This window comes from Rhizobium sp. BK251 (assembly GCF_004345245.1).
Taxonomy (GTDB): domain Bacteria; phylum Pseudomonadota; class Alphaproteobacteria; order Rhizobiales; family Rhizobiaceae; genus Rhizobium.
Genome location: NZ_SLUQ01000009.1, coordinates 90118 through 116002 on the forward strand (window position 1 = coordinate 90118; position 25885 = coordinate 116002).

Below are 25885 nucleotides of genomic sequence, written 5' to 3' on the forward strand. Positions count from 1 at the left end.
ACGACTTTCTCTGCGAAGCGTGCTTCCGGATGCATTCTTAAGGAAAGCCTATGCAAAAGGCCCGCAGCATCATTGTCTGGTTCCTCGTCTCCATGCTCGTGCTGGCTCTGGTCACCCTGCCGGTCAGCCTTCAGACTCAGCTGATCGCCAGCGTCACGGTTGTGACCATCATGGCGGTGATCAAGATCACCCACGCACAGGGAACATGGCGGCTGATAGCGCTTGCCTTCGGTACGGCGATCGTGATGCGCTATGTGTACTGGCGCACCACGAGCACGCTTCCGCCGCTCAACCAGCCGGAAAACTTCATACCCGGCTTTCTGCTCTATCTCGCCGAAATCTACAGCGTGATGATGCTGGCGCTCAGCCTTTTCGTAGTCGCCACACCGCTGCCTTCCAGGCCGTCGCGGGCGGCCACGAAGGGCAAGTTTCCGCATGTCGACGTCTTCGTCCCGTCCTACAACGAGGAAACCGAACTGCTCGCCAACACCCTGTCGGCGGCAAAGGCGATGGATTATCCGATCGACAAGCTCGACGTCTGGCTTCTCGACGATGGAGGCACCACCCAGAAGCGCACCTCAAGCAAGGTGCTCGAGGCCCAGGCGGCGACCATCCGGCATCATGAGCTGCAGCAGCTCTGCAGCGATCTCGGTGTGCACTACCTCACGCGCGACAGGAACGAGCACGCAAAGGCCGGCAACCTGAACAACGGTCTGCGCAACTCGAAGGGGGAGCTCATTGCCGTCTTCGATGCCGATCACGCCCCGGCGCACGACTTTCTCATCGAGACCGTCGGTTATTTCGAGGACGACGCAAAGCTGGCGCTCGTGCAGACGCCGCATTTCTTCCTGAATCCCGATCCCGTCGAGCGTAATCTCCGCACCTTCGAGAAGATGCCGAGCGAGAACGAAATGTTCTACGGCATCATCCAGCGCGGTCTCGACAAATGGAATGCCGCCTTCTTCTGCGGTTCGGCCGCGGTTCTGCGCCGCAGGGCGCTGGACGATACCGCGGGCTTCAGCGGCGTCAGCATCACGGAGGATTGCGAGACGGCGCTCGCGCTGCATGGGCGCGGCTGGAACAGCGTCTACGTGGACAAGCCGCTGATCGCCGGCCTGCAGCCGGCGACGTTTGCCAGCTTCATCAGCCAGCGCAGCCGCTGGGCGCAGGGCATGATGCAGATCCTGCGCTTCCGCTTTCCGCTCTTGAAACGCGGCCTGACGATACCGCAGCGCCTTTGCTACATGTCATCGGCGCTTTTCTGGCTGTTCCCGTTTCCGCGGATGATGTTCCTGCTGGCGCCGCTGTTCTATCTCTTCTTCGACCTGGAGATCTTCACGGCATCGGGTGGTGAGTTCCTCGCCTACACCTTCGCCTACATGCTCGTGAACTTGATGATGCAGAACTACCTCTACGGCTCGTTCCGCTGGCCGTGGATTTCCGAACTCTACGAGTATGTCCAGACGGTCCACCTGTTGCCGGCTGTCGTCTCGGCCATCGTCAATCCTCGTAAGCTCTCGTTTCGGGTGACGGCCAAGGACGAATCCATTTCGGTGAGCCGGCTTTCGGAAATCAGCAGGCCATTCTTCGTCATCTTCGCGGTTCAGCTCGCTGCCGTGGCGATGACGATCTACAAGATCTATGCGGAACCCTATAAGGCGGACGTCACCCTCGTCGTCGGCGCCTGGAACATCATCAACCTTGTCCTCGCGGGCTGCGCGCTCGGGGTCGTGTCCGAGCGCAGCGAACGAACCGCTTCCCGCCGTGTCAAGGTCAACCGGCGCTGCGAGTTCGGCGTGAACGGCCGTTGGTCCCCGGCATCCATCGAGGACGTCTCGGTCCACGGTGCGCGCATCAATGTCTTCGGCGTTCGCCTTGATGATCTGCCCGTCGATACGCCGGCCGAGATCCGGTTTCGGCCCTATAGCGGCGGCTATGAGGGAACGCTTCCGCTTGTGGTGCGCAACACCACCGTCACGGGCGAGGTCAGCGCGCTGGGCTGCCGCTACATGCCACGAAGCGCCGACGATCACAGATTGATCGCGGACCTTATCTTCGCAAACTCGGATCAATGGACGCAGTTCCAGCTGTCGCGGCGCCACAACCCGGGAATCCTCAGGGGAACCGTCTGGTTCCTGGGGCTTTCCTTCTATCAGATGAGCAGGGGTATCGTGTATCTCTTCCGGAGCCTTGGAAAGCATCGCGAATTCGATGAGCCGGCCAAGGTGGCGGTGCGATGAGAGGTTTTCTCATTGCCGCGATGATCCTTGCCGGTGCGAGCGCCTCCCAGGCGCAGACCATCGCGCCCTTCGACATGTCGCCGGAAAGACCCGAGGGTATGCAGCCCCCGCCTGTGCGTCCCGCGCCGCAACCTTCAGCGCCGCGGCCGGTGGCGCCCACTCCAACGCCCGCGGCCCCGGCGCCCACGAGGCCCGCGCCGCCTGTGGCACAGGTTCCGGCCACACCGGCAGTGCGCCCCGCGACAGGACAGGCCGCCGCGCCCCGGACGGACCAGCCGGCGGCAATGCGCCGCTACGTCATGCCGTTCTCCGAGTTCGCCCTGGAGGGGGAGTTCGAAGAGAGGACCTGGTCCATCTATCTCACGCCGGAACAGGCGGCAGCGGCTGCAAAGTTCAATTTTTCCTATCAGAATTCGGTCGTGGTCGCGCCCGAGGCTTCGCGACTTTCGATCCTCGTCAACAACAGGGAGATCGGAGGTCTGCCGATCAGGTCGTCCGACAAGGCCACCGCCATCACCTTCCCGATCCCTGGCGGCCTGCTTCAGACCGGCTCCAATCTGATCACGATAAAGGCCGACCAGCGGCACCGGACGGACTGCAGCATCGAATCCACCTACGAGCTTTGGACCGATATCGACCCCGCCGCCACATATCTGAGCTTTTCCGGACCGGATGTGGCGAGCTTCGCGAGCATCGACGCGGTCAAGGCGATCGGCGTCGACGGCAAGGGGCAGACCCAGTTCGAATTCGTCGTACCCGCCCTCCAGCAGCCCGGCACGACGCGGCCCCTGATGCGGCTGGCGCAGGGCCTGGCCATTCTTGGCGGCATGCCAAATCAACGCTTCACCTACTCCAGCGATACACTGCCTGCCGCAGGCCCAGGAAAGCTGACGGTTGTCGTCGGCACTGCAGCCGAACTCGAGCCCCTGTCGATCGTCCTGCCGACCGCGGCTCAGACGGGGCCGATAGCAGCGTTCACCACCGACCCGAAGACACAGGCGCCGATGCTGCTTGTCAGCGGCCCGACCTGGCAGTCGGTGCAATCGGCGATCGACAGCATTGTCTTGCCGACGGAGCGCAACCTCGATGTCCGCCGTGAAGCGATAATCACCCAGCGGTGGCATGTTCCGGATGCGCCCATGGTCTTCTCGCGCAGCCAGCTCAACTTCAGCCAGCTCGGCATCAAGACGACGGAATTCTCCGGTCGGCGCTTCCGGACCACGTTCAATGTCGCGGTTCCGGCGGATTTTTATGCCACGGCCTATGGCGAGGCGAGGCTCATGCTTGACGCGGCCTATGCCGAAAGCGTCCAACCGGGCAGCCGCATCGATATCTATGTCAACGGCAATATTGCCTCGACGGTACCGATCACGTCCGGCGGCGGCGGAATCCTGCGCCACCTGCCCATCCGCGTGACGATGCGGCACTTCCGTCCGGGCATCAATTCCATTGCCGTCGAAGCCGTGCTTCAGACCGCGGACGACAAGGCCTGCGCGCCCGGTACGACCGCCACCAAGACCCCGCGCTTTGCGCTGTTCGATACGTCGGAATTCGACATCCCCAATTTCGCGCGCATCGGGCAACGGCCAAATCTGGCGGCCCTGGCCGGGACCGGCTTTCCCTTTGGTCGCAGCCGTGACCCCGTGCCGGTCTTTGTCGAGCGGGTCGATGACGACACATTGTCTGCCATGGCGACGTTCCTCGGGCAGTTGGCGCTGATGGCCGGGCATCCGATACCAATGGACGTCGTGTCCTCGGCAGAAGTCGGAAACGGCGACGCGCTCTTCGTGGGCGCCATATCCCAGATACCGCCCGCCATCCTGTCGCAACTCAACGTCGCCACCGGAAGCCAGGCCTCATGGCGCTCGGGCGACGTGGCAAAAGGGGAGGAGGAGACCCAGGCCACCTTCGATGAATGGCGCTCCCGCGTCAGCAGGGGCAGATGGCTCGGGCAGATATCTTCCCTCGAAGAATGGATGCGGCGCAGCTTCGACATGTCGTGGAGCACGTTGCAATTTGCCGCGGGTGTGGAGAAGACCTTCTCGCCGCCGAATACCGCAACGCTCATGATCGCGCAGGGCTCCAACCCCGACAGGGGCGGGAGTTGGACATTGGTGACTGCCCCGACGACCAAGGAACTGCGCGAAGGCGTCACCGCCGTCACCGTCCAGCAAACCTGGCAGAACGTCTCGGGCCATATCACGACCTATGCCAGGGGAAGCGGCAAGGTGGAGACCGTCCCCGTTACCAGCTTCAATTTCGTTCAGACCGTGCCGTGGTCGTTGACCAACTACCGGCTCATCCTGGCGAACTGGCTGTCGACGAACGTGCTTTCCTACGCGCTCGGCCTCGTTGTTCTGTCCGTCGTGCTCGGCCTCGCGACCGCGAGCTTCCTCTCCAATTTCGGCAGGCGCCGATGAAGAGGGCGCTTCTCCATGGAACCGTTGCCTGTTTCCTGGCTGCCGCGATCGCCTGTTTTCCCGCAAGGACGGAGGCGGCAGTGATCGACGCGCAGTCATGGTCCGCCTACAAAGCGAAGTTCCTGGATGCAAGCGGTCGCATCGTCGACGACGGAAACGGCAACATCAGCCACAGCGAAGGGCAGGGCTACGGCATGCTGCTCGCCTATCTCGCGGACAGGCCGGCCGACTTCGAACAGATCTGGTACTTCACCCGCACCGAGCTTTTGTTGCGCGACGACGGCCTTGCCGCCTGGCGTTGGTCGCCGGACAGCACTCCCCATGTCACCGACATCAACAATGCATCGGACGGCGACATCCTGATCGCCTATGCACTCGCGCTCGCCGGCGCCGGCTGGAAGAGGAATGACTATACGACCGCCGCCTCCGGGATCGCCCGAAAACTGCTCGCGGAAGTCGTCATTGAAGCAGACGGCAGGACGCTGCTGCTGCCGGCCGCTTCTGGCTTTGCCGCCGCCGACCGGGAGGACGGACCGGTCATCAACCCCTCGTACCTGATTTTCGAGGCGTTTCCGGTGCTGGCGAAGCTGGCTCCCTCCGAGAAGTGGCAGAAGCTCTCTGTCGATGGGCTCGCCGTCCTGAAGGAGGTACGATTCGGGCCGAGGCGGCTGCCTTCCGACTGGGTGAGCATGAAGGGAACGCCGAGGCCCGCCGACGGCTTTCCTCCTGAGTTCGGCTATAACAGCCTGAGAATACCCCTCTACCTGGCGCGCGGCGGCATAACCGACAAGCCGCTGCTGACCGATTACATGAAGGGAATGACGGCGCCGGAAGGCGGGCTAGGCATCGTCGATGTCGAAACGGGGGAGGTGAAGGAGCGGCTTTCGGACCCGGGTTATGAAATTATTAACCATGTTGTGGCCTGTGTAGTGGACGGCACCAAGCTTCCACCCGCCGCGACGCGGTTCGTGCCTACTCTCTACTATCCGTCCACGCTCCATCTGCTTGGACTGTCTTTTGTCGTGGAGGAGCATCCCGAGTGCCTATGAAGCCCTCCCTGGTCGTGCTGTCCCTGGCGGTCGTAGCGGCGGTTGCCGCAACGGTCGCGAGAGAACGCGCGACCATCCAGGAGGGCGTCAGCAGGGTTCTTGGTTACAGTGTCCCGGAGGGCCTGCAGCTGATGCTCCTGGGAAGCGCACGGGAGGCGGACGGCCGCCCGTTCTCCAAGCCGCTATTCGCGCAGCCGGATGCCCCGATAGAAAAGACAGAGCGCTATCAACTGGCGCAGGCAGAAGAACCCGCGCAGCCAGACACGTCGGAGCCTGCGGAAGCTCCTGCGCAGGCGCAAGCCCAGCCCCAGGTCGACGAAAGCGCCCTTCGCTATTTCGCGAGCCGCGGAGATCAGGCCCGTCTTCAGGCGGAAATCTCGCGGCTGCGAGCGCTCTATCCGAACTGGACGCCGCCGGCCGATCCACTTGCCGTGCCCCAGAACAGCGATTCCCAGCTCGAGGCGATGTGGCGGCTCTATTCCGAGGCGCGCTATGCCGAACTGCGCAAGGCGATCGCCGACCGGCAGACGGCTGAGCCCGGCTGGCAGCCGCCCAGCGACCTCCTCGAGCGTCTCGACGTCGCCGAGGCGCGGGCGCGGCTCATCAACGCATCGGATCTCAAACAGTACCAGACCGTGATCGACACGGCCGCGCAAACGCCGAGTCTCTTGACCTGCAGCGAGGCGGACGTTCTGTGGCGTGTCGCAGAGGCCTTCGCAAAGACCGACAGGCTGCCCCGCAGCCGCGACGCCTATCTCTACATCCTGAAGAACTGCAGCAATCCCGCCGAGCGGATCGCGACCATTCAGAAAGCGTCGGAGCTGCTGCCTTATGGAACGATGCAGGAGCTGCTATCGCAGGAGCGGTCCGGCCCTGACGGTGGCCGGGAGTTCGAAAGCATTCGGGACGATCTGGCACGCCGCTTCGTCGCTGCCGCCAATGACGACCTGACCCTGGCGATTGCGCCTGAATACATACTGCGCCTCGAACAGCTTGCCGCGACCCAGGGGCTGGCCTCCGACGCCCTGTTGCTTGGCTGGTACGACCTGCGTCACGACAAGGCGGCCGAAGCGGAAAAATGGTTCCGCCAGGCACGGTCGAAGGCTGACTCGGCCGATGCCTCGCAAGGGCTGGCTCTCGCGCTGCTCGCCCGCAAGGCCCCGCAGGAGGCCGAGGACGTCATGTACAAGTGGCGTGCCTCATCCAAGCAGGCGACCGAAACCTATCTTGCGACCACCGCCAATCTACTTGCGTTGCAGCCGCCGCCGACATTGCAGCCGGACGTGCTTCAGCGCATCGCGACCGAGGTGATCGCACAGCGCGACCCGATCACTGCCCAGGAGTTCGGCTGGTTCGCACGATCGCTCAACCAGCCGCAGGCGGCGGCACGGTGGTTCGAGACGGCTCTTTCGTGGAAGCCCGACGATGAGCCCTCGGCATACGGCCTTGCGATCACGCTGAACGAACTCAGGGACCGCCGGGGCGTGGCCGAGATCCAGAGACAGTGGGCCGGACGATCCGAACGAATTGCCAATCTGGGGGAGACCGTGCGGACAGCGCTTCCGCCGGTCCAGCCCGTCACGCCCGGCAGGCTGCCGGTGCAGATCGAGTATGAGCGTCCTGCCGCGGTCACGACGGAGGTGGTTCGCCGCGGCCCGCGGCAGCCTCGCGGCTGCGCGACGACCGTCGATCCGCAGAAACTGCAGCCTGGAGACGCTCTCGGCCGCGGCTGGTGCCTGATGGACCTCAATCGCCCGACGGAGGCCGCCTCTGCCTTCGAGGTCGCGCTGCGCAGCAGCTCATCCACCGTGCGGCAGGAGGCGGCTTATGGCCAGAGCCTCGCATATCTCAGGTTGGGCCTCACCAGCAACGCCGCCGTCTCGGCCGCCAAGGCGCCGCAGACGCGGCAGAGGGCGGCCGAACTGCAGATCGCGATATTGACGGACCGCGCGACCGCCGCCTTCGGTGCGGGGCGTTACAGGGAAACGCTTCTCTTTCTCGACCAGCGCTCCCAGTTCGAGAACGAGCGCGTCGACCTCATGGTCCTGCGCGGCTATGCCTACATGAACCTGAAAATGCTTAACGATGCGCGGCGTGTCTTCGAAGCGGCCGCGGCGACAGGCAATACCGATGCCATGCGCGGGCTTGCCGATGTCCGCAATGCAAGATACGGCACCAAGTAGCGGCCCAGGACGCGTCGGCGGCGACAAACGGGCGATCAATCACTTGCCGGCTAAGCTTGATGAGTTCGGGTACACGGGCCGCCGTCTTGGTCGCGGCCTTGCGCTTCTGAGGCGAGTGGGGGGAGCTTGCACTAGCAGGCAGATGGGTCTCTGCCTGTGGGACGACGAATGGAGTCTGCATTTTTCGGAGCGCAAGCGGACAACTTGCCGCACGGCCTTTTCCTCACGGAACCTTTCACAATGTTACTGGGTTGAGAGGCCGAGGAGACCCGAAAATGGATCACGCAAGGGATGAATGGATCAGGCGTCGGGCATATGCCCTGTGGGAGGCCGATGGCTGCCCCATGGGACGCGACGCCGAGCACTGGCAGCAGGCGACTTTGGAGAGGCAGGCACTGGAGAAGACGCAGGCCTCAAGCGACGGGCGCGAGATAATCGCAACGCTCTGGCGAATTCGTTCTGCCTCGAATATCAACTCTCCACCACGCGCTGAAACCCAGCGCCATCGCGTACGATCGTGCTGACGGAACAAGCGAGGGGTCGTTGATGTCCTAGGGTGAACCCCCATCTGGATCCGCCTGCAGCGCGCAATAAGTCGCGTAAGCTTTCTTATGGAACTTCCAAGCCATATCCGATGAACGGCGGCCTTCGACAATGAAGTACCGCCGCCGTGCTGCTGGAAACACGCCAGTCGACCGCCGCAGAGTGCTGCCGCAGCCCGCTCTATTGCCCCGCCTGAACCGCAGCTGTCCTGGAGTGGAAGTGGATGCGGCGGTGGGCGAGTTCGGCCAGCACCAGCCCGATCGCTATGAGGAAGGCACCTACAAAGCCGAGCGCGTTAGTGCCAAGAGACGATATCACTGCGCCGCCGATCAGACCTGAAGCCGAGCTGCCAAGGTAGATGGAGGCTGTACTCAGCCCCAGCAGAAGCGGCGCGGACGTTGGCATGATGCTGATCAACCTGTGTTGCTGTCCGACAACCAACCCCCATCCGGAGACGCCCCAGATGAAAGTCACGATGGCTGCCGTGAAATAGGTCGCGCTGCTGAACGGGATCAGCAGGTAGTCAATCGCGGCGATCGCGAGAGTGGCAGAAATGATCGGACGGCCACCGAAGCGATCGACCAGGAAACCCGCGCCTAGGTTGCCGACGACGGCACCGATGCCCCAGATCAGGAGAAGGCTGGCAAGCAGTGTCGAGCTGCCGGATGTTGCGTGATGCAAGGCAAGCGCGATGTATGTATAGACGATGTAGAGGCCGGTATAGGCGAACACCGATGTAAGAAGCGTGAGCGCAATGCGTCCGTCTCCGAGTGGCGCCAGGCGCTGGCGCAAGCTGATGGCCGGTGCGATGGGCGTTGCCTTGAAAAGGGCAGCGATACCTATGCCCGCCATCATACCAATCGCGACAACAAACCATATCGTGATCCGCCAATCGCCTAGACCACCGAGCGCTGTTCCGAGCGGTGAACCGAAGGCGGTTGCAATCGATAGCCCGGCAACCACGGTCGCGAGCGCGCGACCTCGTTGCTCGGGAGGAACAAGGAGCGCGCCCGTCGACGTTGCTGTCGGGCTGAACATCGCCGCGCCGAGACCGGCGATCGCTCGGCCAAGAAGGACGATTTGGAAATTCGGCGAATAGATCGTCAGGATGTTGGCGGCCACAAAGATGGTCATTCCCAACAGGAGGAGTTGCTTCCGCGGCCAGGATGCGGCCGCGGCGGCAATCACCGGCGCGAATATCGCGTATGCAAGCGCGTAGACCGTGACCATCTGGCCCGCAACGCTTGGTGATACGGAGAAGGAATTTCCAACCTGCGGCAGGATACCGGCAATGACAAAACTGTCTGTGCCGAGCGCAAACATACCGACGGCAAGGAGATAGAGACGAAAATTCATGGAAAACCAGACCACGGTGGGACCGCCGAAGTGGCGGCTTGATTTTTGAACCAGCGGACTGATTGATGCTGCCCGAAGTGTTTCCCCACCATGTCGAACAAGCCGGGGTCCGTTACTCCTGCAATGCTGATGGGCTGGTTTCAAAATACGCCATCACTTTCGAGTGTAGCGCGACACCCGGCGGCGCGATCTTGGTGGGTCGCGCGTCCCGGTGAAGTTTAGCTAGGCGCGCCAATGGTTCCCACGGAACGGTCACAGGCGTCGTGTTCCCAAGGCGCTGCGGGCGCTAGGCGAACGCAACTTCGATATGTTGCCTGTCTTGAGAGATGACCCGGCAGTACATCTCCAATCCGTCGGACCTGATCGCCAGAACGAATTCTGCAGGGACGCCCGCGGAGCTCGAGACGGAAAGCCCGGCGCCATCGCTTCCGAGCGCTCTTACGGTGCAGTCGATGACCGAGCGCCTGTCATTGAAGATGATCGCTCCGGCCTTGAGAACGCGCCGCCGGCTGCTGAGAGCAAACTCGGATCGCATTTCATTCCAGGCGACGCAGCGATTTCGGCCCTCGCGCTTGGCTTTGTACATGGCTGCGTCGGCCTGGGCGAGCAGTGTTTCGATGTTCTTGGCGGCGATGGACAATGATGTGATGCCGAGGCTTGCTGTGATCTTGAGCGATCCCGCGGCCGTTTCGGTGCTTCGCCCCTCTATCGCCTCCCTCAATCGAGCGGCAATTTCGCAGGCGGCGGCTTGGTCGGTTTGGGGCAGCACAAATGCGAATTCCTCGCCTCCAAGGCGTCCGACAAGGTCGTCCGGCCCCAAGGTCGTTTTCGATATGGCTGCCACAGTTCGCAGGACGTCGTCACCGACGGCATGCCCATATGTATCGTTGACCTGCTTGAAGTAATCGACGTCGAGTACGATGCAGGAAAGATCATGGCCTTGCATGAGGGCAGCCGACACGAGCTGGTCGGCCTGGTCGCGGAAGGCGCGGCGCGTCAAGGCACCCGTAAGGCCGTCAGTCGATGCAAACTGCAGCAGCTCAATTCGATCCATTGCAGCGGCGGCCAGTTCCTGCAGGATCCTGAGGTCCCTGTTCCCGAAGGACCGTGGTCGCCGGTCGATGGCGCAGAGTGTACCTACCGCCTGTCCTTCAGCCGTCTTGATTGGAACACCCGCGTAGAATCGGACACCTTCTTTATCAGCTACGGCAGGATGGGCTGCGAACCGCGCATCCCTTGTGGCATCCTCCACGACCAGCGGTTCGTCATCGTCAATGACATAGCGGCAGAAGGTGTCCTGCCTCGGAACTTCGTCATTTCCAAATCCCGAACAGGCAAGATACCATTGGCGATGGGCATCGATCATCGTGACGAGTCCGATCTCGACGCCGAATATCTCCTTGATCAGCCTAACAATTCGGTCGAAACCCTTGTCCCGCGGTGCGTCCAGCATGTCGATCTGCTCGAGCGCTGCAAGCCGCGCCGTCTCACGCGTCGCCGCCGGCCCGGTAGACCGACCGAACACTTGCACCACCATTCAGACCTCCTGGGATAAACATGCGGCATGATCCGTGGCCGCCGCATCGCGAAGCTTTCGCCCCGACCATGCGGGCGGCTATTGTGTTGTTTCGCCTAACAAACGCGGGGCCGTCAATCTAGAAATAGATTGACATCACGAGATCCTGGTCGAAGTCGCCGAAGCCCTTGCCGAAGATATTCATGCCGCCGGGATTGGCGGCCTTCTCGTCGATGCCGATACGGAAGCGGATCGAATGGTGGTCAGGGATACCGAGCGAGGCGATCGTTTGCGTCGAGACCATGGCGCCGTCGATCCAGGTTCCCTTGTCGTCGATCGTCCAGGTCTTGAGCTTTCCGTATTGCGAGCCGGAAAGCTTCCACCAGGCGGGCGAATAGAGCCCGCGGCGGTCGCCGTAGTCGCCGGGCGAGGTCCAGTGGCCGGCCTTGAGGCCGTTGACCCAGATCGAGATGTCCGACGGCCAGTTCGCATTGGTCGCGGGCGTTTCGGAACTCAGTTCAGCGGAAAATTCGACCTGGCGGATCTTCCTTCCGCTCACCTTGGCGTTGTTCGGAAACTTGTATTCGACATAGCCGCGGGTAAACCACAGGAGCCCCGCCTGCATGCGCTGCGGATCGAGGAAGACTTCCTGCACGTCGAGCATGCCGATGACATTGTTGACGGAGCAGAGCCCGCAGGGCGCCCCGACATCGAACTCGGTGAAGAGGCCGATCGGCATGCTGACGGTGACGACATCTTCCGAGGCCTTGGTGCCGCTGTTGTCGAAGCGGATCAGGATCTCGTCGTAGATGCTGGAGCAGAGCTTCTGATTGCCCTTCGTCGCCTTCATCGTCTGGGTCTGGATCAGGCCGGCCTGCTCCAGTGCCTTCAGATTGGTAGCCGCCGTTGATTGCGGCAGGCCCATGTGGCCGGCGATGTCGTTGACGTTGAGAGGCCCCCGCTGGCGAAGCAGGTTGAGTATTTCGATGCGCGTCGCGGAACCGAGGGCGTGCACGACTTCAACATCCTTGACCGGGTCGACAGTAAGAAGTTTCGTCTCCATGCGCTCTTACTGGTTCTCCAGTCTGTCTTGGTTGATCGTCGGTGATATCACGCTAACAGTCGCGATGTCGCCGCCTTTTTGTGGGGCGCCGGCCCGCGCCTCGGGAGAGTCTTCGCGGACCGGCAGGGCCTTCTCACCTCGGCCCGAAAGACAGGCGCTTCCCTTCATCCCTTGATGCCCGAGGAGAGCATGAGCGCCTGCGTCACGCGCTTCTGGAAGATCAGATAGGCGACGGCGACCGGCATGGCCGCAAGGATCGCAACCGCCATGTCGCGTGCATATTTCACGCCGAACGCATCCCTCGTCTGCGTGATGCCGACAGTAATCGTCATCATGTCGTCCGAGTTGGTGACGAGGAACGGCCACAGGAAGGCGTTCCAGGCCATGATGTAGGTGATGATCGCGAGCGCGGTCGTGATGCCCCAGTTCAGCGGCAGATAAAGCTTGAACAGGATCTGGAACTCGCCGCAGCCGTCGAGCTTGGCGGCCTCGCGCAGCTCCTTCGGCACGGAATCGAAGAACTGCTTGTAGACGATGACGACGACCGGAACGATGAGCTGCGGCAGGATGATGCCGCCCCAGGTGTTGATCAGGTTCAGCTTGTGCATCAGCACGAATTGCGAGATCACCAGTGCCTGGGACGGCACCATGAAACTCGCAAGAATGATGCCGTAGAGCAGCTTCCGGCCCGGGAAGACGATCTGCGACAGCGCATAGGCGCACATCACGCTGATCAGGATGACGACGATGGTCACCGTCACCGAGGTCACGATGGAATTCAGATACCAGGTCGAAAGCTTCGTCTCGAACAGTGCGTAGTAATAGGCCGAGAAGTTGAAGACGTCGGGGATGAGCGTCGTCTTCGAGACGACCTCCTGTTCCGGCTTGACGGAGGTCACGATCGCCCAATAGATCGGGAATGCCCAGGTGCAGGCGATCAGAAAGGTGAGGACGAGGAGCAGAGTGTTTCCGATTGTCTTGCCGGGCATCTCAGCGCTCCCTTACACGCAGCAGCTGGTATTGCAGCACCGAGACGACGACGATGATGAGGAAAAGCATCACCGCGACCGCGGAGCCGACACCGCCGTGGTTCGTGCGGAACGCTTCGCGATAGACGAGTTGCAGCAGCACATAGGTCGAATTGAACGGGCCGCCCTCCGTCAGGAGATAGACTTGGTCGAAGATCTTGAGCTGCAGGATCAGCTGCAATGTCAGCACCAGTGCCGTGACCGGCCAGATGAGCGGCCAGGTGATGCGCTTGAAGCACTGCCAGCGCGTTGCGCCATCGAGCATTGCCGCCTCGTAGTAGTCGTGGGGAATGTTGCGCAGCCCGGCGATGAACAGCAGCAAGTTGAAGCCGTTCGTCCACCAGATGGTCACCAGCGCCACCATGGGCATGGCCCAGATCGGATCACGAAAGACGCTGACGCGTTTGCCGGTGAAAAGCTCGATGACGTATTGCGCAATGCCGAATTGCTGGTCGAGAACCCATTCCCAGATCTGGGTGACGACGGAAACCGGAAGAATGTAGGGGATAAAGAAAAGCACCAGGATGAGGCTTTGCAGCCACCCCTTCAGCCGCACGACCATCAGCGCCAGGCCGAGGCCGATCAGCGTATTCGGGATCACCGTCAGCACCACGAAATAGCCGGTGTTCCAGACCGAGGTGAAGAAGAGCTTCTGATGGAAGAGCTTCACGTAGTTGTCGAAGCCCACCCACTTGCCCACGCCGATCAGCGGCGCGTCGGTGAAGCTCAAGGCGAACATATTGTAGACCGGGTAGGCGAACACCACCATGTAGGCGATCAGGAACGGCGCGATCATGACGATGGCCGTCAGCGTCTTGCGTCGCTTTTCACTGTTAACCACAGAGCATCTCCCTTGGCGAAGTGCTGGCCGGAGGAGCACTCCGGCCAGCCTCTTCTCACATCTGGCTCTTCAGCTCCTCGCGCATCTGCTCGATCGCGTCCTCGGGCTCGAGCTGGCCGTTCAGCGCCGGCACCACAAAGTTCTGCGTTGCTTCGTAGATGGGGCCGGCAACGCCTGCGAGCTTGGAAACCGGATCAAAGACGGCGGTATCGGCAAGCTTCGCATAGGTCGCGTTCGGCTGCATTTCCTTGAATTCCTTGCTGTCGGTCACCGGCTTGTAGGCAGGGATATGACCGGCGGTGGCCCAGGAAATGCTGTGCTGGTTCATCCAGTTGATGATCTCGAGAACGATCTTCACCTTCTCCGGAGAAATCGGCTTGGAATCGCTGTTCGGGATCGCGAAGGAGTGTGAATCCGCCCAGGTTGCCTGCGTGCCCATCAGGTTCGGGATTTCGATCGCGCCCCACTCGAAGCCGAGGTTGCCGTTCTTCTGCAGGTCGGCCATCGTCGGCACTTCCCAGACGCCGTTGATGTGCATCGCGGCCTTCCCGGAGGTGAAGAGCGCAATCGAGGCTTCGTAGGAGATGAGCTTCGGCGAGTATCCGGAGGATACCCAGTTCGCCATGGTCTGCAGCGCCTTCACCCCGGCATCGCCCGGAAGGATCTCGTCGCCGTCGATGAACTTTGCGCCTTGCTGCGCCAGAAGCGTGTAGAAGACGCGCCACATCGAGCCGCCTTCGTCGGTATGCAGTGACAGCGGGTACTCGACCTTGCCGCCTTCCTTAAGCTTGTCGAGGGCGGCGTCGAAATTTTCGAGCCCATCAAGCCCCTTCGGCAGGCCGTCATCGCCGAGCAGACCGGCTTCCTTCAGGATGTTCTTGTTGTAGTAGAGAACGATCGAGTGAACATCGAACGGAATGCCGTATACCTTGCCGTCGGCGGTCGCCTGCTTCCAGGCAGCATCGACGTAGTTCTCCTTCTTGATACCCGCAGCAGCAAGTTCCTCCTCGGAGATCGGTCGCAGGATACCGGTGGGCACCGCCAGCGGATAGCGCGACATGTGATAGGTCATGATGTCGGGCTGCTGGCCGACGGCCGCCGCCGTCTGCACCTTCGTGTAGAAGGGAACGCCCCATTCCAGCGTCGTGGCGTTGATCTTGATGTCGGGATGGGTGTCGTTGAATTCCTTGATGAGCGCCTTCATGCGAACGCCGTCGCCGCCGCTCAGGAAGTCCCACCAGGTAATCTCGGTTGTCTGCGCAAATGCGGCTGCCGAGGGCAGCAATGCGATGGCCGCCGAAACGGCAAGTTTCAATAGCTTTCTCACGTTTGTTCCTCCTCGATAAAACATGGGTTCAGCTCACCCCGGTGTGCTGGATCGCTATGGCCGCGGACCTCCTCCAAGGCCCGCGATCGTCGTTCATCGCCAAAATTCGGGTTTTGTATCCGAATTTCGGGTATCAGCTGAGCCTTCTGCCTTCCGCGTCGAAAGCCAGCATTTCAGGCACCCTCAATGAGAGGCTGATCTTTTCCTTGGGCTGCGGACGGCTGTCGCGGCATTCGACCGTCATTTCAGCGCCTCCCGCCGTCAGCACATGCAGATAGCCCGTGCCGCCGAGCTCCTCGGTGAATTCCGCCGTCACCGGCATGCTCACGGCTCCTTCGGTCGCTCCAAGTGCGATATGCTCGGGACGCACACCGACATGAACCGCCATGCCCGGCGCCAGTGCCGACGCCGTGGGAAGGGTGAAGACCTGGCCGGGCGCATCATCCAGTTCGACGCGCGCCGTCCCCTGCCCTCCTTCGATGATCTTGCCCTTCAGGAAATTCATGCCCGGCGAGCCGATGAAGCCGGCAACGAACATGTTCCTCGGGTTGCGGTAGAGCTCCAGTGGGGCTCCTACCTGCTGGACGATGCCGCTCTTCAGCACGACGATCTTGTCGGCAAGCGTCATCGCCTCGACTTGGTCGTGGGTGACATAGACCATCGTGGCGCCGATCTGGCGGTGCAGCCTTGCGATCTCCATGCGCATCTTGACGCGCAGTTCCGCATCGAGATTGGAAAGCGGTTCGTCGAAGAGGAAGACGCGCGGTTCGCGCACGATTGCCCGGCCGATGGCGACGCGCTGGCGCTGCCCGCCGGAAAGCTGGCTCGGCTTGTGGTTGAGATAGTCGGTGAGCCGCAGGATCTCTGCCGCAGCCTTTACCTTCTGCTGGATCTCCGCCTTCGGACGGCGCGCGATCGACAGGCTGAAGCCCATGTTCTCGAAGACCGAGAGATGCGGGTAGAGCGCATAGGACTGGAACACCATGGCGACGCCGCGCTTGGACGCTTCCGCATGGGTGACGTCCTCGTCCTCGATTGCGATCTTGCCCTTCGTCGTCTCCTCGAGCCCTGCAATCATCCTGAGCAGGGTCGACTTGCCGCAGCCGGACGGACCGACGAAGACGGCGAACTCCCCCTGCTCTATATTAATGTCGACGTCGTGAATGACCCCGACCGCGCCAAACGATTTGCTGACCTTCGTCAACTTGATACCAGACATACGCCCTCCCGATCGTCGTCTTGACCGGAGGCGGCCGTCTCCGGCCGCTCCCGATGGTAATCAGGTCACGCCGAAGCGACGGACAGCAGTATGAAATGGTAGGACTTGGCGGGCAGCGCCCCGACGAGCTTGCCGTCGTCGGTGACAGAAAGCCCGGAACCGGCCTTGGGAACGATGCGGTTCTGGTCCTCCACCGAGTTCCTGGCCTTCAGGTCGTCGCCGACCATGGTGTGATGCTGGATGACTCTGGCACCTTTGAAGCCCTGCAGGTCCACCGAAAGCTCCATCGTCTCGTTGAGGCTGCGGTTGATGGCGAAGAGTGCAATGCTCTTGCCGTCGTCGTGCAGCACGGCCGAGAGATCCAGATAGGGGACGTCCTGCGCGACATCGCAATCGTAGGTCGGGCCGGAGGCGGAGACGTTGAGCGCCGTACCGCGTCCATATTTCGAGGCGAACTGCAGCGGATAGTAGATCGACTGGCGCCAGGCGGGGCCATCGGCCTTGGTGAGGATCGGTGCGATCACGTTCACGAGCTGCGCCATGCAGGCGATCTTCACGCGGTCGGACCGGCGGATGAAGACGTTGATCAGAGAGGCGACGAAGATCGCATCCTCGAGGTTATAGAGTTCTTCGAGCAAGGGCGGGGCTTCCGGCCAGTCCCAGCTGGCGATGCGTTCGCCATCTTCCTTGCGGTCGTGGTACCAGACGTTCCACTCGTCGAAGCAGATCTTCACGTCGCGCTTCGAGCGCTTCTTCGCCTTGATGTAATCGATGACGCCGCCGATCGTGACGATGTAGCGGTCGAGGTCGATCGCCTTGGCGTAGTAGTTCAGCGTGTCGTTCTCTTCGTTGCCGAAATATTTGTGCAGCGAGATGTAATCGACGCTGTCATAGCTGGCGTCGAGAACAGTCGCCTCCCATTCGGGATAGGTCTTCATCTTGTCGTTGGACGAGCCGCAGACGATGGTCTCAAGCGTCTTGTCGAAATATTTGAAGGCCTTGCTGACTTCGTTTGCGAGGTGGCCGTACTCGGCTGCCGTCTTGTGGCCGACCTGCCAGGGACCGTCGATCTCGTTGCCAAGGCACCAGATGCGAACATTGTGGGGGTCCTTGTAGCCATGCTTGGCGCGCAAGTCGCTCCAATAGGTGCCGCCCGGATGATTGCAATATTCGAGGAAGTTGCGGGCATCGTTCAGGCCGCGAGAACCGAGGTTCATCGCCAGCATCATCTCGGTCTTGGCGAGCTTCGACCAGTCGGCGAATTCGTTGACGCCCATCTGGTTCGTCTCGCGGGTGCGCCAGGCAAGGTCGAGGCGTGTCGGACGCTGGTCACGCGGGCCGATGCCGTCTTCCCAATGATAGGCCGAAACGAAGTTGCCGCCGGGATAGCGCACGATCGGCATGTCGAGATCGCGAACCATATCGAGAACGTCGGTACGAAAGCCGTTCTCGTCAGCATTTTCATGACCCGGTTCGTAGATGCCGGTATAAACGGCACGGCCCATATGCTCCAGGAAGGAGCCATAGACGCGCTTGTCGACGGACGAGATCGTGAATTCCCTGTTAAGGGTTGCCTTTGCTCGCATAGGTGTTCCTCGTTTATTGGATCTGATTTTTCAGCACGCTAGCTTCAAAGATTTTCTATTTCAAGTATTTTGTTCTGTATCAAAAAATACGATTTAGTTTGGTTTGGCACTGGGAAATTTGCACGATAATTCGCAACAGACTGCGCGATCGCGTGCCACGCCGGCGCGTGTCCCGGAGGCGAGACCGAACCGATCCGCGCTTGCCTGGAGGCCAGGTAACTCACGGCAGGAGTTGCGCTTTTTGGGATGGAAGATGGTGAGGCGCGTCAGTTCACCAGCGGCGGGACAGCCTGGGCAACCCCAGGGCCGTGAGCGTTGCGCCGGTCAATAGCCGGCTGCCTTGTCGACCGCATTGATGAGTGGCATGCCGGCGGCAAAGCGCCGCAGGTTTTCCGCAAAGATCTCTATTCCCCGCGCTCTGGTTGCAGCGGTCGTCGCGCCGTTATGGGGCGTGATGATCGTGTTGGGAAGCGACCAGAATGGGCTGTCTGCCGGCAACGGCTCGATGCCATGGGCGTCCAGGCCGGCGCCGGCGATCCAGTTTTCCGAGAGTGCCCGCAGAAGTGCGGCGTCATCGGCAATGCCGCCACGCGAAAAGCAGATGAAATAGGCAGAAGGCTTCATGGCCCGAAACTCCGCCTCGCCGAGCATATGCTCCGTTTCGGGGGTCAGCGGAGCGCTGACGACCACGAAATCGCTTTGCGCAAGGAAGGCGTGAAGCGATTTCCGGGGGAATATCTCGTCGAAGCCGTCAGCGCGCGTCGCCGTGCGGCGCAATCCCAGGACCCGCATGTGAAACGCCTTGGCCTTCCTTGCGAGGTCGGTGCCGGAGTGGCCCGCCCCGACGATGCCGAGCGTCAGGCCGTTCAGCTCGCCATGGGTGAAGGGGTCCCACCTGCGCTCCGCCTGTGCCTTCAGCCAACGCAGCGCGTCGCGATTCAGCATGAGCATCAACATCATGGCATGCTCGGCGAGCGGAATGGCGCCGTTGCCCTTGCTGCAGGTCAGTATAACGGGATGCTCGACGAATTCGCGATAGAGCTGTGTGTCCGGTCCGGCAGCCCAGCTGTGGACCCAGCGCAGGCGTCTCGCGCGTCCAAGGATGGCGGGGGCGATATGGCCGGCGACGGCATCTGCGACTTCGATACTGTCCACGAGCCCTGCCGCATCCTTCACGAATTCGATCGAGCAGTTTCCGCCTGCCCGGCGCAGGAGGTTCTGCTGCTCGACGGTGAAGCCGCCGACCGCGACGATACGGGGCTGTTGCTCTGTCATGGCTATCGCTCCGAACAGGTGTTCACGTGTAGCGGATGCGCGGGTCGAGCCACGCAAGCAGAAGGTCGGACAGGAGGGTGCCGATCACCGTCAGCGAGCTGAGCATCATGATGAAGCTGCCGGCGAGATACATGTCCTGGGAAATCAGCGCCTGCAGCAGCAGCGGTCCCGTCATCGGCAGGTTAAGGACGACCGCGGTAATGGTTGCGCCGGAAACGAGCGTCGGCAGGACCCAGCCGACCGTCGAGATGAACGGGTTGAGGGCGATGCGCACCGGGTATTTCAGGAGGAGCCTGCGCTCAGACAGGCCATAGGCACGCGCGGTCACCACATAGGGCTTGTCGAGCTCGTCCAGAAGGTTTGCGCGCAGGATGCGGATCAGCGCCGCGGTGCCGTGCAATCCGAGGACGATCATGGGAATAAGAAGATGCTTCAGCAGATCCCAGACCTTGGCCAGGCTCCACGGGGCCGTCTCGTATTCCGCAGAGAGCAGTCCGCCGATGCCGGCGCCGAAATAGCGGAAGGCGATATACATGAGGACGAGCGCGAAGAGGAAGTTCGGGATGGCAAGACCGATGACGCCGAGGAAGGTCGCGAGATAGTCGCCGACGGTGCGGCGGCGAACGGCAGTGTAGATGCCGATCGGCAGGGAGATTGCCCAGATGAAGATGAGCGTCAGGAAGGCGAGAACGAATGTCAGGCCGAGCCTGTTCCAGAGCAGATCGGAAACGGGCTGGCGCCACTCCAGCGAATAGCCGAAATCACCTCGCAGGATGATGCCCGATATCCATTTCCAGTATTGCACGTACAGCGGATCGTCGAGGCCGTAGCGTTCGCGCATCGCGGCCATCGCGCCGGCATCGACAGTTGTGCCCTGCAGATTAAGCTGAGCGACCATCGACGTGACGAAATCGCCAGGCGGCAGCTGGATGATGATGAAGGTCATGATGGAGATCGCCACCAGGGTGACCACCATGTAGACAAGTCGCCGTGCGATGAACGCGGCCATCGGATTGCTCCCTTACGAAATCCAGCGCATTGACCCGCGCCCTTGCGACCATGCCGCAGGGGCGCGGGATCGAGCTATTTCTGCGAGAAATAGAATTGCTCGGGGTTCGCTGCCCCCGGATGCGTGTACTCGGTGCTGGCAAGAAGCGTTTTCGGCACATTGTGGAGGCGCTTGTTGATAATGCCATAGTCGGTCGTCGGCTGCATGACGCCGATCGTGTAGAACTGCTCCTTGGCGATCTGCATCACCTGCTTCATCAGCTCGAGACGCTTGGCGACGTCGACGGTCGCAAAGACCTGATCGTAGAGCCCCATCTGCCTCTTGACCTCTGCCGGCGGCTCTTCGGCATTCGTATCCTTGGAATACCACTGCCCCCATGTGGTCGCGTAGAAAGACGCCCAGGACGACGGCAGGAAGTACTTAGGGTCGAAGATCGTGTCCGCCCCGCCCGATGCCGACCACACCGCGGCGTCATGATCGTTTGCTTCGACGCGCTGGTTCAGCGCCGTGGTATCGGTCGTATTGATCAGAAGCTCGACGCCGACATCCCGCCAGTATTTCTTCATCAGCTCGGCCGTATCGACCCAGGGCTGGCGAAGTACGGATATGTCGATCGTAAAGCTGATGGGCTTGCCGTCCGGGCCGAGGCGGATGGCGTTGGCGTCCTTCTTCGCAAAGCCGGCGTCGTCGAGCATCTTGTTTGCCGCTGCCGGATCGTACTTCGTAAATTGCGTCGCCATCTCTTCGTCGAACAGCGGAGATTCGGGACGTTCAACAGTCTGGTATGGACGGCCCTGCCCGAGCCAGACCAGCTCGATGACTTCGTCTCGGTTGATCGCCGTCGAAAGTGCCTCACGGAACTTCTTGTTGTTGAAGATCTCGCGCTTCACGGGGTTCTTGTCGGTCAGGTTGAGCGAAACGATCATCAGGTTGGCGCGGTTCGGCAGAACCTCGTAGAAGTCGTAGTTGCCGCGCTCCTGATTGTCGAAGAACGTACCCTTGTTCTCGGGCGTCGTCACGAAGCCGATATAGCTGTCCACCATGTCGAAGTCGCCATTTGCCGCCTTCAGCAGCGTCACCTGTGGGTCCGAGATGATGTCGATGGTGGCGCTATCCATGTAGGGAAGCTGGTTTCCGGCCGAATCGACCTTGAAGTAATAGGGATTGCGCTTGGCAACGACCTGGCTGCCATTGCCCTGCCCGATGCCTGTCGAGATGATCCAGGGGTTCAGCCGCGGCAGGTCGGGGTTGCGCCAGGCATCCGCCTTTGCGTTGAAGTTCGATACCCAGTTCTGGGCGCCCGAGGCCTTTGCTTCCGCGTCTGCGTTCGCATTGTGCTTGGCGTGGAATTTCTCCAGGTAGTGGCGCGGATAGGCCGTCGGCACGTTCGGTTCCGGATCGTTGGCCGGCGTTGCCAGTGCCTGCAACAGCAGGCCGTTCGGCGCGGCAAAGATGAACTTGACCGTGTAGTCGTCGACCTTCTCGACGACGAGCGGCTTGCCGCCTCTCACAGACCAGGTGGGCTTGGTCGGGCTGACTTCGCTGTTGGAATAGACGTCCTCGTACCAGAACATCACGTCGTCGGCAGTGTAGGGCTGGCCGTCGGACCATTTCATGCCTTCACGCAGCTTGAAGGTGTATTCGGTCCCGTCGGGGTTCACATCGACGGACTTGGCGACGTTCATGACGACGCCGGGCACGATGTCCTTCTGCTCCATTCCCGGCTGCCAGGTCTCCCACCGGGTGAAGTTCTCATATCCGATGGTTCTGACGAGAGAGGAGATGTCGCTGGCCGAGGCCATGGTCAGCCGCCAGTTCCCGCCGTATTCGCCCACACTCTCGAAAGGCTTGACGACCATCGGCTCCTTCGGAAGCCTCTCGGCGACCGCTGGCAGCTTGCCGGCCTTCACCTCGTCGGCGAGCGTCGGCGCCTCCTTGTATTCCTGTGCGAAGCTGCTGCTCGTGCCAAGGGCCATAAGCGTGGCTGCGAGCAGCGCCCCCGCTATTTTCCGACCTGCAATCTTGTAGGGCATCGTATTCCTCCTCCTCTAAATCCTCTTGTCTGCAAGCGTCGCTATCGTCTCGCCGGGGGCTCCTCAGCCTTCCCTCTTCACCGAGATCGCCTCGAAGGCCTCCACCGGGGGAAGCTCAAACCAGGTGTATCCATCGTCCGGCGCACCGGCCTTAGACGCGGCAACGGTCTTTCCGGAAACCAGCGCCACGGCCTCTTTGGCCGCGCCGCGGATGCCGAGCCGCAGCCCGTGGACTGCAGCCGCATCCTCGTAGAGGTTGTTGCGCTGGCCGCCGAAGTTGACGACGTGAACGAGAAGACGGCCGGTGCTCTCCTGCTGCTGGATCGTGACCTCCAGCGACCCCTTCCCTTCCAGCCGCACGGGCGCGGGCGGGATGTTGCGCTCGATCAGGTCCGCGACAAGGACGCGATGGCTCGGCAGGCTGTCGCGGTAGTATTGCCAATCGGGATTCCAGGGAACGTAGATCGCCTTGCCCTTGCCGTGGCTACCGACGATCACACCAGGCAATTCGCTCTCGAAATCCGGGAAGCAGAGCTCTGGCGGCCCGAAGCGCTGTGGCGGCAGCAGCTTCATCAGCGTCGCCGAGCCTTCCTTCGGCTTGCTGACGAAATAGCGGTCGTCCAGCATCAGCAGTTTGCTCTGCGGCAGCGGCAGCTCGCCTTCTTCAATGCGGAGGTAGGCGCCGCGCATGTGGAGACGCGTCGACGGCTTGTCCTCGATTGGAAGGCATTTCAGGGCCGGCCGATCGCGAGGCGCGCCGCGTTCGTCGTAGAGCCCGGTATCGCCCGTGACGACAACGATTCCGCCATTCTCGACATATCGGTCGATCACGCTCGCTTCCTCATCGCTGAGGCAGGAAATGTTCGGGATCAGGATCGCGTCATAACGCGCCAGGATCTCTGAGCCGCCGGCTTCGGCTACAAGGTCGTCGCTGACGAAATCGAAAGGCAGGCGGGATTCGACGAGCATCCGGTATGCGCCGCGGAACGCCTGGTCGCCAAATGCGGCGCTCGCGGTCCTCTTCCGATAGACCTCGTTGCGATGAGAGTGATAGAGCCCGATGCGGGCCGCCGATCTCAGGTCGCGATAGTGGGCCTCATGCTCCTTGTGCCAGTGGAACAGACGCGAGATGTCCTCAAACGGTGTCTTGTCGTCCTGGTCGAGCACCCCGAGCAGATAGTAGTCGAGTGCGGCGCCGCTCGCGAGTTGCTGGGCAAAGCGCAGCATGTGGTAGCCGCCCGTCTCGGAATGGAAGCGCCAGGCGAAGTCCACGAAATTGGTGGAGGTCGAGGAGAAGGTCTTGCCCTGCCCATAGGCAGCCGCCCAGCGTGCCTGCTCGCCGGCCTGATACGGCCATTCCGGTTGGGGCCGATCGACCGCCCGCTGCACTTCCATGCGGATGAGATCGGACTCGCCTCGGTGACCGGTCATGGCCACCTTCGGATTGACGGCCTTGATATGGCGGTAGACCTTGGCGCGCAGTTCGAGCGAGGTGCGTTCCTTGAAGGCGAGATAATCGGGATAGGCCGGGTCGGAAAAGTCTTCCTTCAGCGGCAGCTCCCGACGATACATGGCGCGGAAGCGGCGGCGGCAATTCTCGCAGACGCAGATGCCGAAATAGTCGCCGGAATAGGTGAAGTTGGTATAGCCGAACATGTTGAAGAAGACGCCGTCAACATCGTACTTGCCGAGCGCTTCGCTGATGATCTGCAGCGAATAGTCCTGATACCAGCCGCCGTTCACGCAGGCCTGGTAGGTGCCGTTGTATTCGAGGACATCGCCCCTGATATTGTGCACGAACCAGTCGGGATGCGCCTCATAGGCAATGCGGGTGGCCTTCGACATGTCGAAACGGCCAACGAGCGAAAGCCCTTCGGCATGCGCCGCCTCGATCGCGTCTCCAAGGGCGTCACCCTTCATGAGCGGATTGACGGCGTGCAGCTTCAGCTTCGTCGGGTAGAAAGCAAAGATGCCGCCGATATTATAAAGCAGCACGTCGGCGCCGAACTCGCGTGTTTCGCGCGCCAGCTTGCGCTGGTCGTAGAGTGCGTCGGGCTGGCGCAGGTTGGTCTGAACCATCCGATAGGGACGCTTCCACCATGCTGGCGCCGCGTCGGCTGCCGCACTCCTCTCAATGGTATCAGGCTGCATTCTCTCTCACTCCCTTAAGGTCAAGCTTTTCGGCGTGGTGACACGCGACCTCGCTGTCATCGATGGCCCGCAAGACCGGATCGACGGCGCGACATTCGTCAGTTGCGAAGGGGCAGCGCGGATGGAAGGCACAGCCGCCCGGGCGGTTGGCCGGGTCGGCCACCTCCCCCTTGAGCCGCATGCGCTTTTCGCTGCGTGCCAGTCTTGGATCGGGACGCGGAACGGAGGCGAGAAGCGCCGCCGTATAGGGATGCCGAGGCCGCGAAAACAGGGTTTCCACCGAGGCCAGTTCCACCACGCGGCCCGCATACATGACCGCCACCCGGTCCGAGATGTATTCGACCACACCGAGATCGTGCGAAATAAAGACGTAAGTCAGGTCGAACTCTTCCTGCAGGTCCTGCAGGAGATTGAGCGTTTGTGCCTGGATCGACACGTCGAGCGCGGAGACACACTCGTCGGCCACGACGAGCTTGGGACGGACGGACAGAGCCCGCGCAATGCCGATGCGCTGCCGCTCCCCGCCCGAGAAGGCGTAAGGATAGCGCGACATGTATTCGGGTCGCAGTCCGACGCGCCGCAACAGGTCGGCAACGGTCGCCTCGACCTCTGCCTTGTCCGTCATCCCGAAATTCCGCAGCGGCTCGCCGACGATGTCGATCACTCGCCGACGCGCATTAAGGGATGCGAACGGATCCTGGAAGATCATCCGGATATCGGAGCGATAGGGCCGCATTTCCGCAGGCGAGAGATGGGCGAGATCGACCTCCTGCCCGCCCTGGGAATAGAGGATGCGACCACCGGTCGGTTCGATGACGCGCACCAGCGCCTGGCCGAGAGTGGTCTTGCCGCAGCCCGATTCACCGACGATGCTCAGCGTTTCGCCGGGCCGGATCGACAGCGAAATGCCGTCCACTGCGCGTATGTGCTTGACCGTCTTCTTGAAGAAACCGGAAGTGACAGGGAAATGCACCTTCACGTCTTCGGCCTTGAGTAGCGTCTCGCTCGAGAGGCTGCCCGATCTTGGCAAGCCGGCGGGTACCATG

The 25885-nt window shown here is 61.6% G+C and carries 18 protein-coding genes; 5 read left to right on the top strand and 13 right to left on the bottom strand.

From position 1 onward, the window contains the following. Window positions 1-50: 50 nt before the first annotated feature. The 5 genes from bcsA to EV286_RS23305 all read left to right on the top strand — a co-directional run bounded on the left by bcsA (window position 51) and on the right by EV286_RS23305 (window position 8416). The gene (gene bcsA, locus EV286_RS23285) at window positions 51-2240 is read left to right on the top strand and encodes a UDP-forming cellulose synthase catalytic subunit (protein ID WP_132959563.1); all 2190 of its coding nucleotides are present in this window, start codon (window positions 51-53) and stop codon (window positions 2238-2240) included. Next, window positions 2237-4660 carry a cellulose biosynthesis cyclic di-GMP-binding regulatory protein BcsB gene (locus tag EV286_RS23290; RefSeq protein WP_132959564.1) on the top strand — a complete coding sequence of 808 codons (2424 nt, stop codon included), beginning with the start codon at window positions 2237-2239 and terminating at the stop codon, window positions 4658-4660. Before bcsA ends, EV286_RS23290 begins: the two co-directional genes overlap by 4 nt. After that, window positions 4657-5709 (top strand): glycosyl hydrolase family 8, encoded by a 1053-nt coding sequence (locus tag EV286_RS23295; RefSeq protein ID WP_132959565.1) that lies wholly within the window; start codon window positions 4657-4659, stop codon window positions 5707-5709. Before EV286_RS23290 ends, EV286_RS23295 begins: the two co-directional genes overlap by 4 nt. Next, window positions 5706-7892 (top strand): cellulose synthase, encoded by a 2187-nt coding sequence (locus tag EV286_RS23300; protein WP_132959842.1) that lies wholly within the window; start codon window positions 5706-5708, stop codon window positions 7890-7892. Before EV286_RS23295 ends, EV286_RS23300 begins: the two co-directional genes overlap by 4 nt. A gap of 275 nt (window positions 7893-8167) precedes the next feature. Continuing rightward, complete coding sequence (locus EV286_RS23305; protein ID WP_132959566.1) at window positions 8168-8416, top strand: DUF2934 domain-containing protein; 249 nt, start codon at window positions 8168-8170, stop codon at window positions 8414-8416. 199 nt (window positions 8417-8615) lie between these two features. Here EV286_RS23305 and EV286_RS23310 read toward each other — a convergent pair whose 3' ends face one another. The 13 genes from EV286_RS23310 to EV286_RS23370 form a co-directional block, all read right to left on the bottom strand. Beyond that, window positions 8616-9806: an MFS transporter gene (locus EV286_RS23310; protein WP_245500804.1), complete on the bottom strand. Its 1191-nt coding sequence runs from the start codon at window positions 9804-9806 to the stop codon at window positions 8616-8618. A 271-nt stretch (window positions 9807-10077) separates the two neighbouring features. Beyond that, window positions 10078-11328: a sensor domain-containing diguanylate cyclase gene (locus EV286_RS23315; protein WP_132959568.1), complete on the bottom strand. Its 1251-nt coding sequence runs from the start codon at window positions 11326-11328 to the stop codon at window positions 10078-10080. 118 nt (window positions 11329-11446) lie between these two features. Continuing rightward, on the bottom strand, window positions 11447-12370 hold the full coding sequence (locus EV286_RS23320) for an ArsR family transcriptional regulator (protein WP_132959569.1): 924 nt from the start codon (window positions 12368-12370) through the stop codon (window positions 11447-11449). Window positions 12371-12534: 164 nt separating this feature from the next. Continuing rightward, window positions 12535-13359, bottom strand: a complete 825-nt coding sequence (locus EV286_RS23325) for a carbohydrate ABC transporter permease (RefSeq protein ID WP_132959570.1) — start codon at window positions 13357-13359, stop codon at window positions 12535-12537. A gap of 1 nt (window position 13360) precedes the next feature. After that, window positions 13361-14194, bottom strand: a complete 834-nt coding sequence (locus EV286_RS23330) for a sugar ABC transporter permease (RefSeq protein WP_132959843.1) — start codon at window positions 14192-14194, stop codon at window positions 13361-13363. 100 nt (window positions 14195-14294) lie between these two features. Continuing rightward, the gene (locus tag EV286_RS23335) at window positions 14295-15566 is read right to left on the bottom strand and encodes an ABC transporter substrate-binding protein (protein WP_132959571.1); all 1272 of its coding nucleotides are present in this window, start codon (window positions 15564-15566) and stop codon (window positions 14295-14297) included. 133 nt (window positions 15567-15699) lie between these two features. Then, on the bottom strand, window positions 15700-16785 hold the full coding sequence (locus tag EV286_RS23340) for an ABC transporter ATP-binding protein (protein WP_132959572.1): 1086 nt from the start codon (window positions 16783-16785) through the stop codon (window positions 15700-15702). A 65-nt stretch (window positions 16786-16850) separates the two neighbouring features. Beyond that, window positions 16851-18371: an alpha-N-arabinofuranosidase gene (locus EV286_RS23345; protein WP_132959573.1), complete on the bottom strand. Its 1521-nt coding sequence runs from the start codon at window positions 18369-18371 to the stop codon at window positions 16851-16853. Between the two features lie 324 nt (window positions 18372-18695). Continuing rightward, window positions 18696-19646, bottom strand: a complete 951-nt coding sequence (locus tag EV286_RS23350) for a D-2-hydroxyacid dehydrogenase (RefSeq protein WP_132959574.1) — start codon at window positions 19644-19646, stop codon at window positions 18696-18698. A gap of 22 nt (window positions 19647-19668) precedes the next feature. Beyond that, on the bottom strand, window positions 19669-20655 hold the full coding sequence (locus tag EV286_RS23355; protein WP_132959575.1) for an ABC transporter permease: 987 nt from the start codon (window positions 20653-20655) through the stop codon (window positions 19669-19671). A gap of 74 nt (window positions 20656-20729) precedes the next feature. After that, window positions 20730-22688 carry an ABC transporter substrate-binding protein gene (locus EV286_RS23360; protein WP_132959576.1) on the bottom strand — a complete coding sequence of 653 codons (1959 nt, stop codon included), beginning with the start codon at window positions 22686-22688 and terminating at the stop codon, window positions 20730-20732. Window positions 22689-22751: 63 nt separating this feature from the next. Beyond that, window positions 22752-24839, bottom strand: coding sequence for an alpha-amylase family protein (locus EV286_RS23365; protein ID WP_132959577.1), 2088 nt, complete (start codon window positions 24837-24839; stop codon window positions 22752-22754). After that, window positions 24829-25884 (bottom strand): oligopeptide/dipeptide ABC transporter ATP-binding protein, encoded by a 1056-nt coding sequence (locus tag EV286_RS23370; protein WP_132959844.1) that lies wholly within the window; start codon window positions 25882-25884, stop codon window positions 24829-24831. Before EV286_RS23370 ends, EV286_RS23365 begins: the two co-directional genes overlap by 11 nt. Window position 25885: the final 1 nt, after the last annotated feature.

Bases quoted from the DNA above. Each gene is read 5' to 3' on its own strand.
- bcsA (WP_132959563.1), top strand. From the start codon at position 51: ATGCAAAAGGCCCGCAGCATCATTGTCTGGTTCCTCGTCTCCATGCTC.
- EV286_RS23290 (WP_132959564.1), top strand. From the start codon at position 2,237: ATGAGAGGTTTTCTCATTGCCGCGATGATCCTTGCCGGTGCGAGCGCC.
- EV286_RS23295 (WP_132959565.1), top strand. From the start codon at position 4,657: ATGAAGAGGGCGCTTCTCCATGGAACCGTTGCCTGTTTCCTGGCTGCC.
- EV286_RS23300 (WP_132959842.1), top strand. From the start codon at position 5,706: ATGAAGCCCTCCCTGGTCGTGCTGTCCCTGGCGGTCGTAGCGGCGGTT.
- EV286_RS23305 (WP_132959566.1), top strand. From the start codon at position 8,168: ATGGATCACGCAAGGGATGAATGGATCAGGCGTCGGGCATATGCCCTG.
- EV286_RS23315 (WP_132959568.1), bottom strand. From the start codon at position 11,328: ATGGTGGTGCAAGTGTTCGGTCGGTCTACCGGGCCGGCGGCGACGCGT.
- EV286_RS23320 (WP_132959569.1), bottom strand. From the start codon at position 12,370: ATGGAGACGAAACTTCTTACTGTCGACCCGGTCAAGGATGTTGAAGTC.
- EV286_RS23325 (WP_132959570.1), bottom strand. From the start codon at position 13,359: ATGCCCGGCAAGACAATCGGAAACACTCTGCTCCTCGTCCTCACCTTT.
- EV286_RS23330 (WP_132959843.1), bottom strand. From the start codon at position 14,194: ATGATCGCGCCGTTCCTGATCGCCTACATGGTGGTGTTCGCCTACCCG.
- EV286_RS23340 (WP_132959572.1), bottom strand. From the start codon at position 16,785: ATGTCTGGTATCAAGTTGACGAAGGTCAGCAAATCGTTTGGCGCGGTC.
- EV286_RS23345 (WP_132959573.1), bottom strand. From the start codon at position 18,371: ATGCGAGCAAAGGCAACCCTTAACAGGGAATTCACGATCTCGTCCGTC.
- EV286_RS23350 (WP_132959574.1), bottom strand. From the start codon at position 19,646: ATGACAGAGCAACAGCCCCGTATCGTCGCGGTCGGCGGCTTCACCGTC.
- EV286_RS23355 (WP_132959575.1), bottom strand. From the start codon at position 20,655: ATGGCCGCGTTCATCGCACGGCGACTTGTCTACATGGTGGTCACCCTG.
- EV286_RS23360 (WP_132959576.1), bottom strand. From the start codon at position 22,688: ATGCCCTACAAGATTGCAGGTCGGAAAATAGCGGGGGCGCTGCTCGCA.
- EV286_RS23365 (WP_132959577.1), bottom strand. From the start codon at position 24,839: ATGCAGCCTGATACCATTGAGAGGAGTGCGGCAGCCGACGCGGCGCCA.
- EV286_RS23370 (WP_132959844.1), bottom strand. From the start codon at position 25,884: ATGGTACCCGCCGGCTTGCCAAGATCGGGCAGCCTCTCGAGCGAGACG.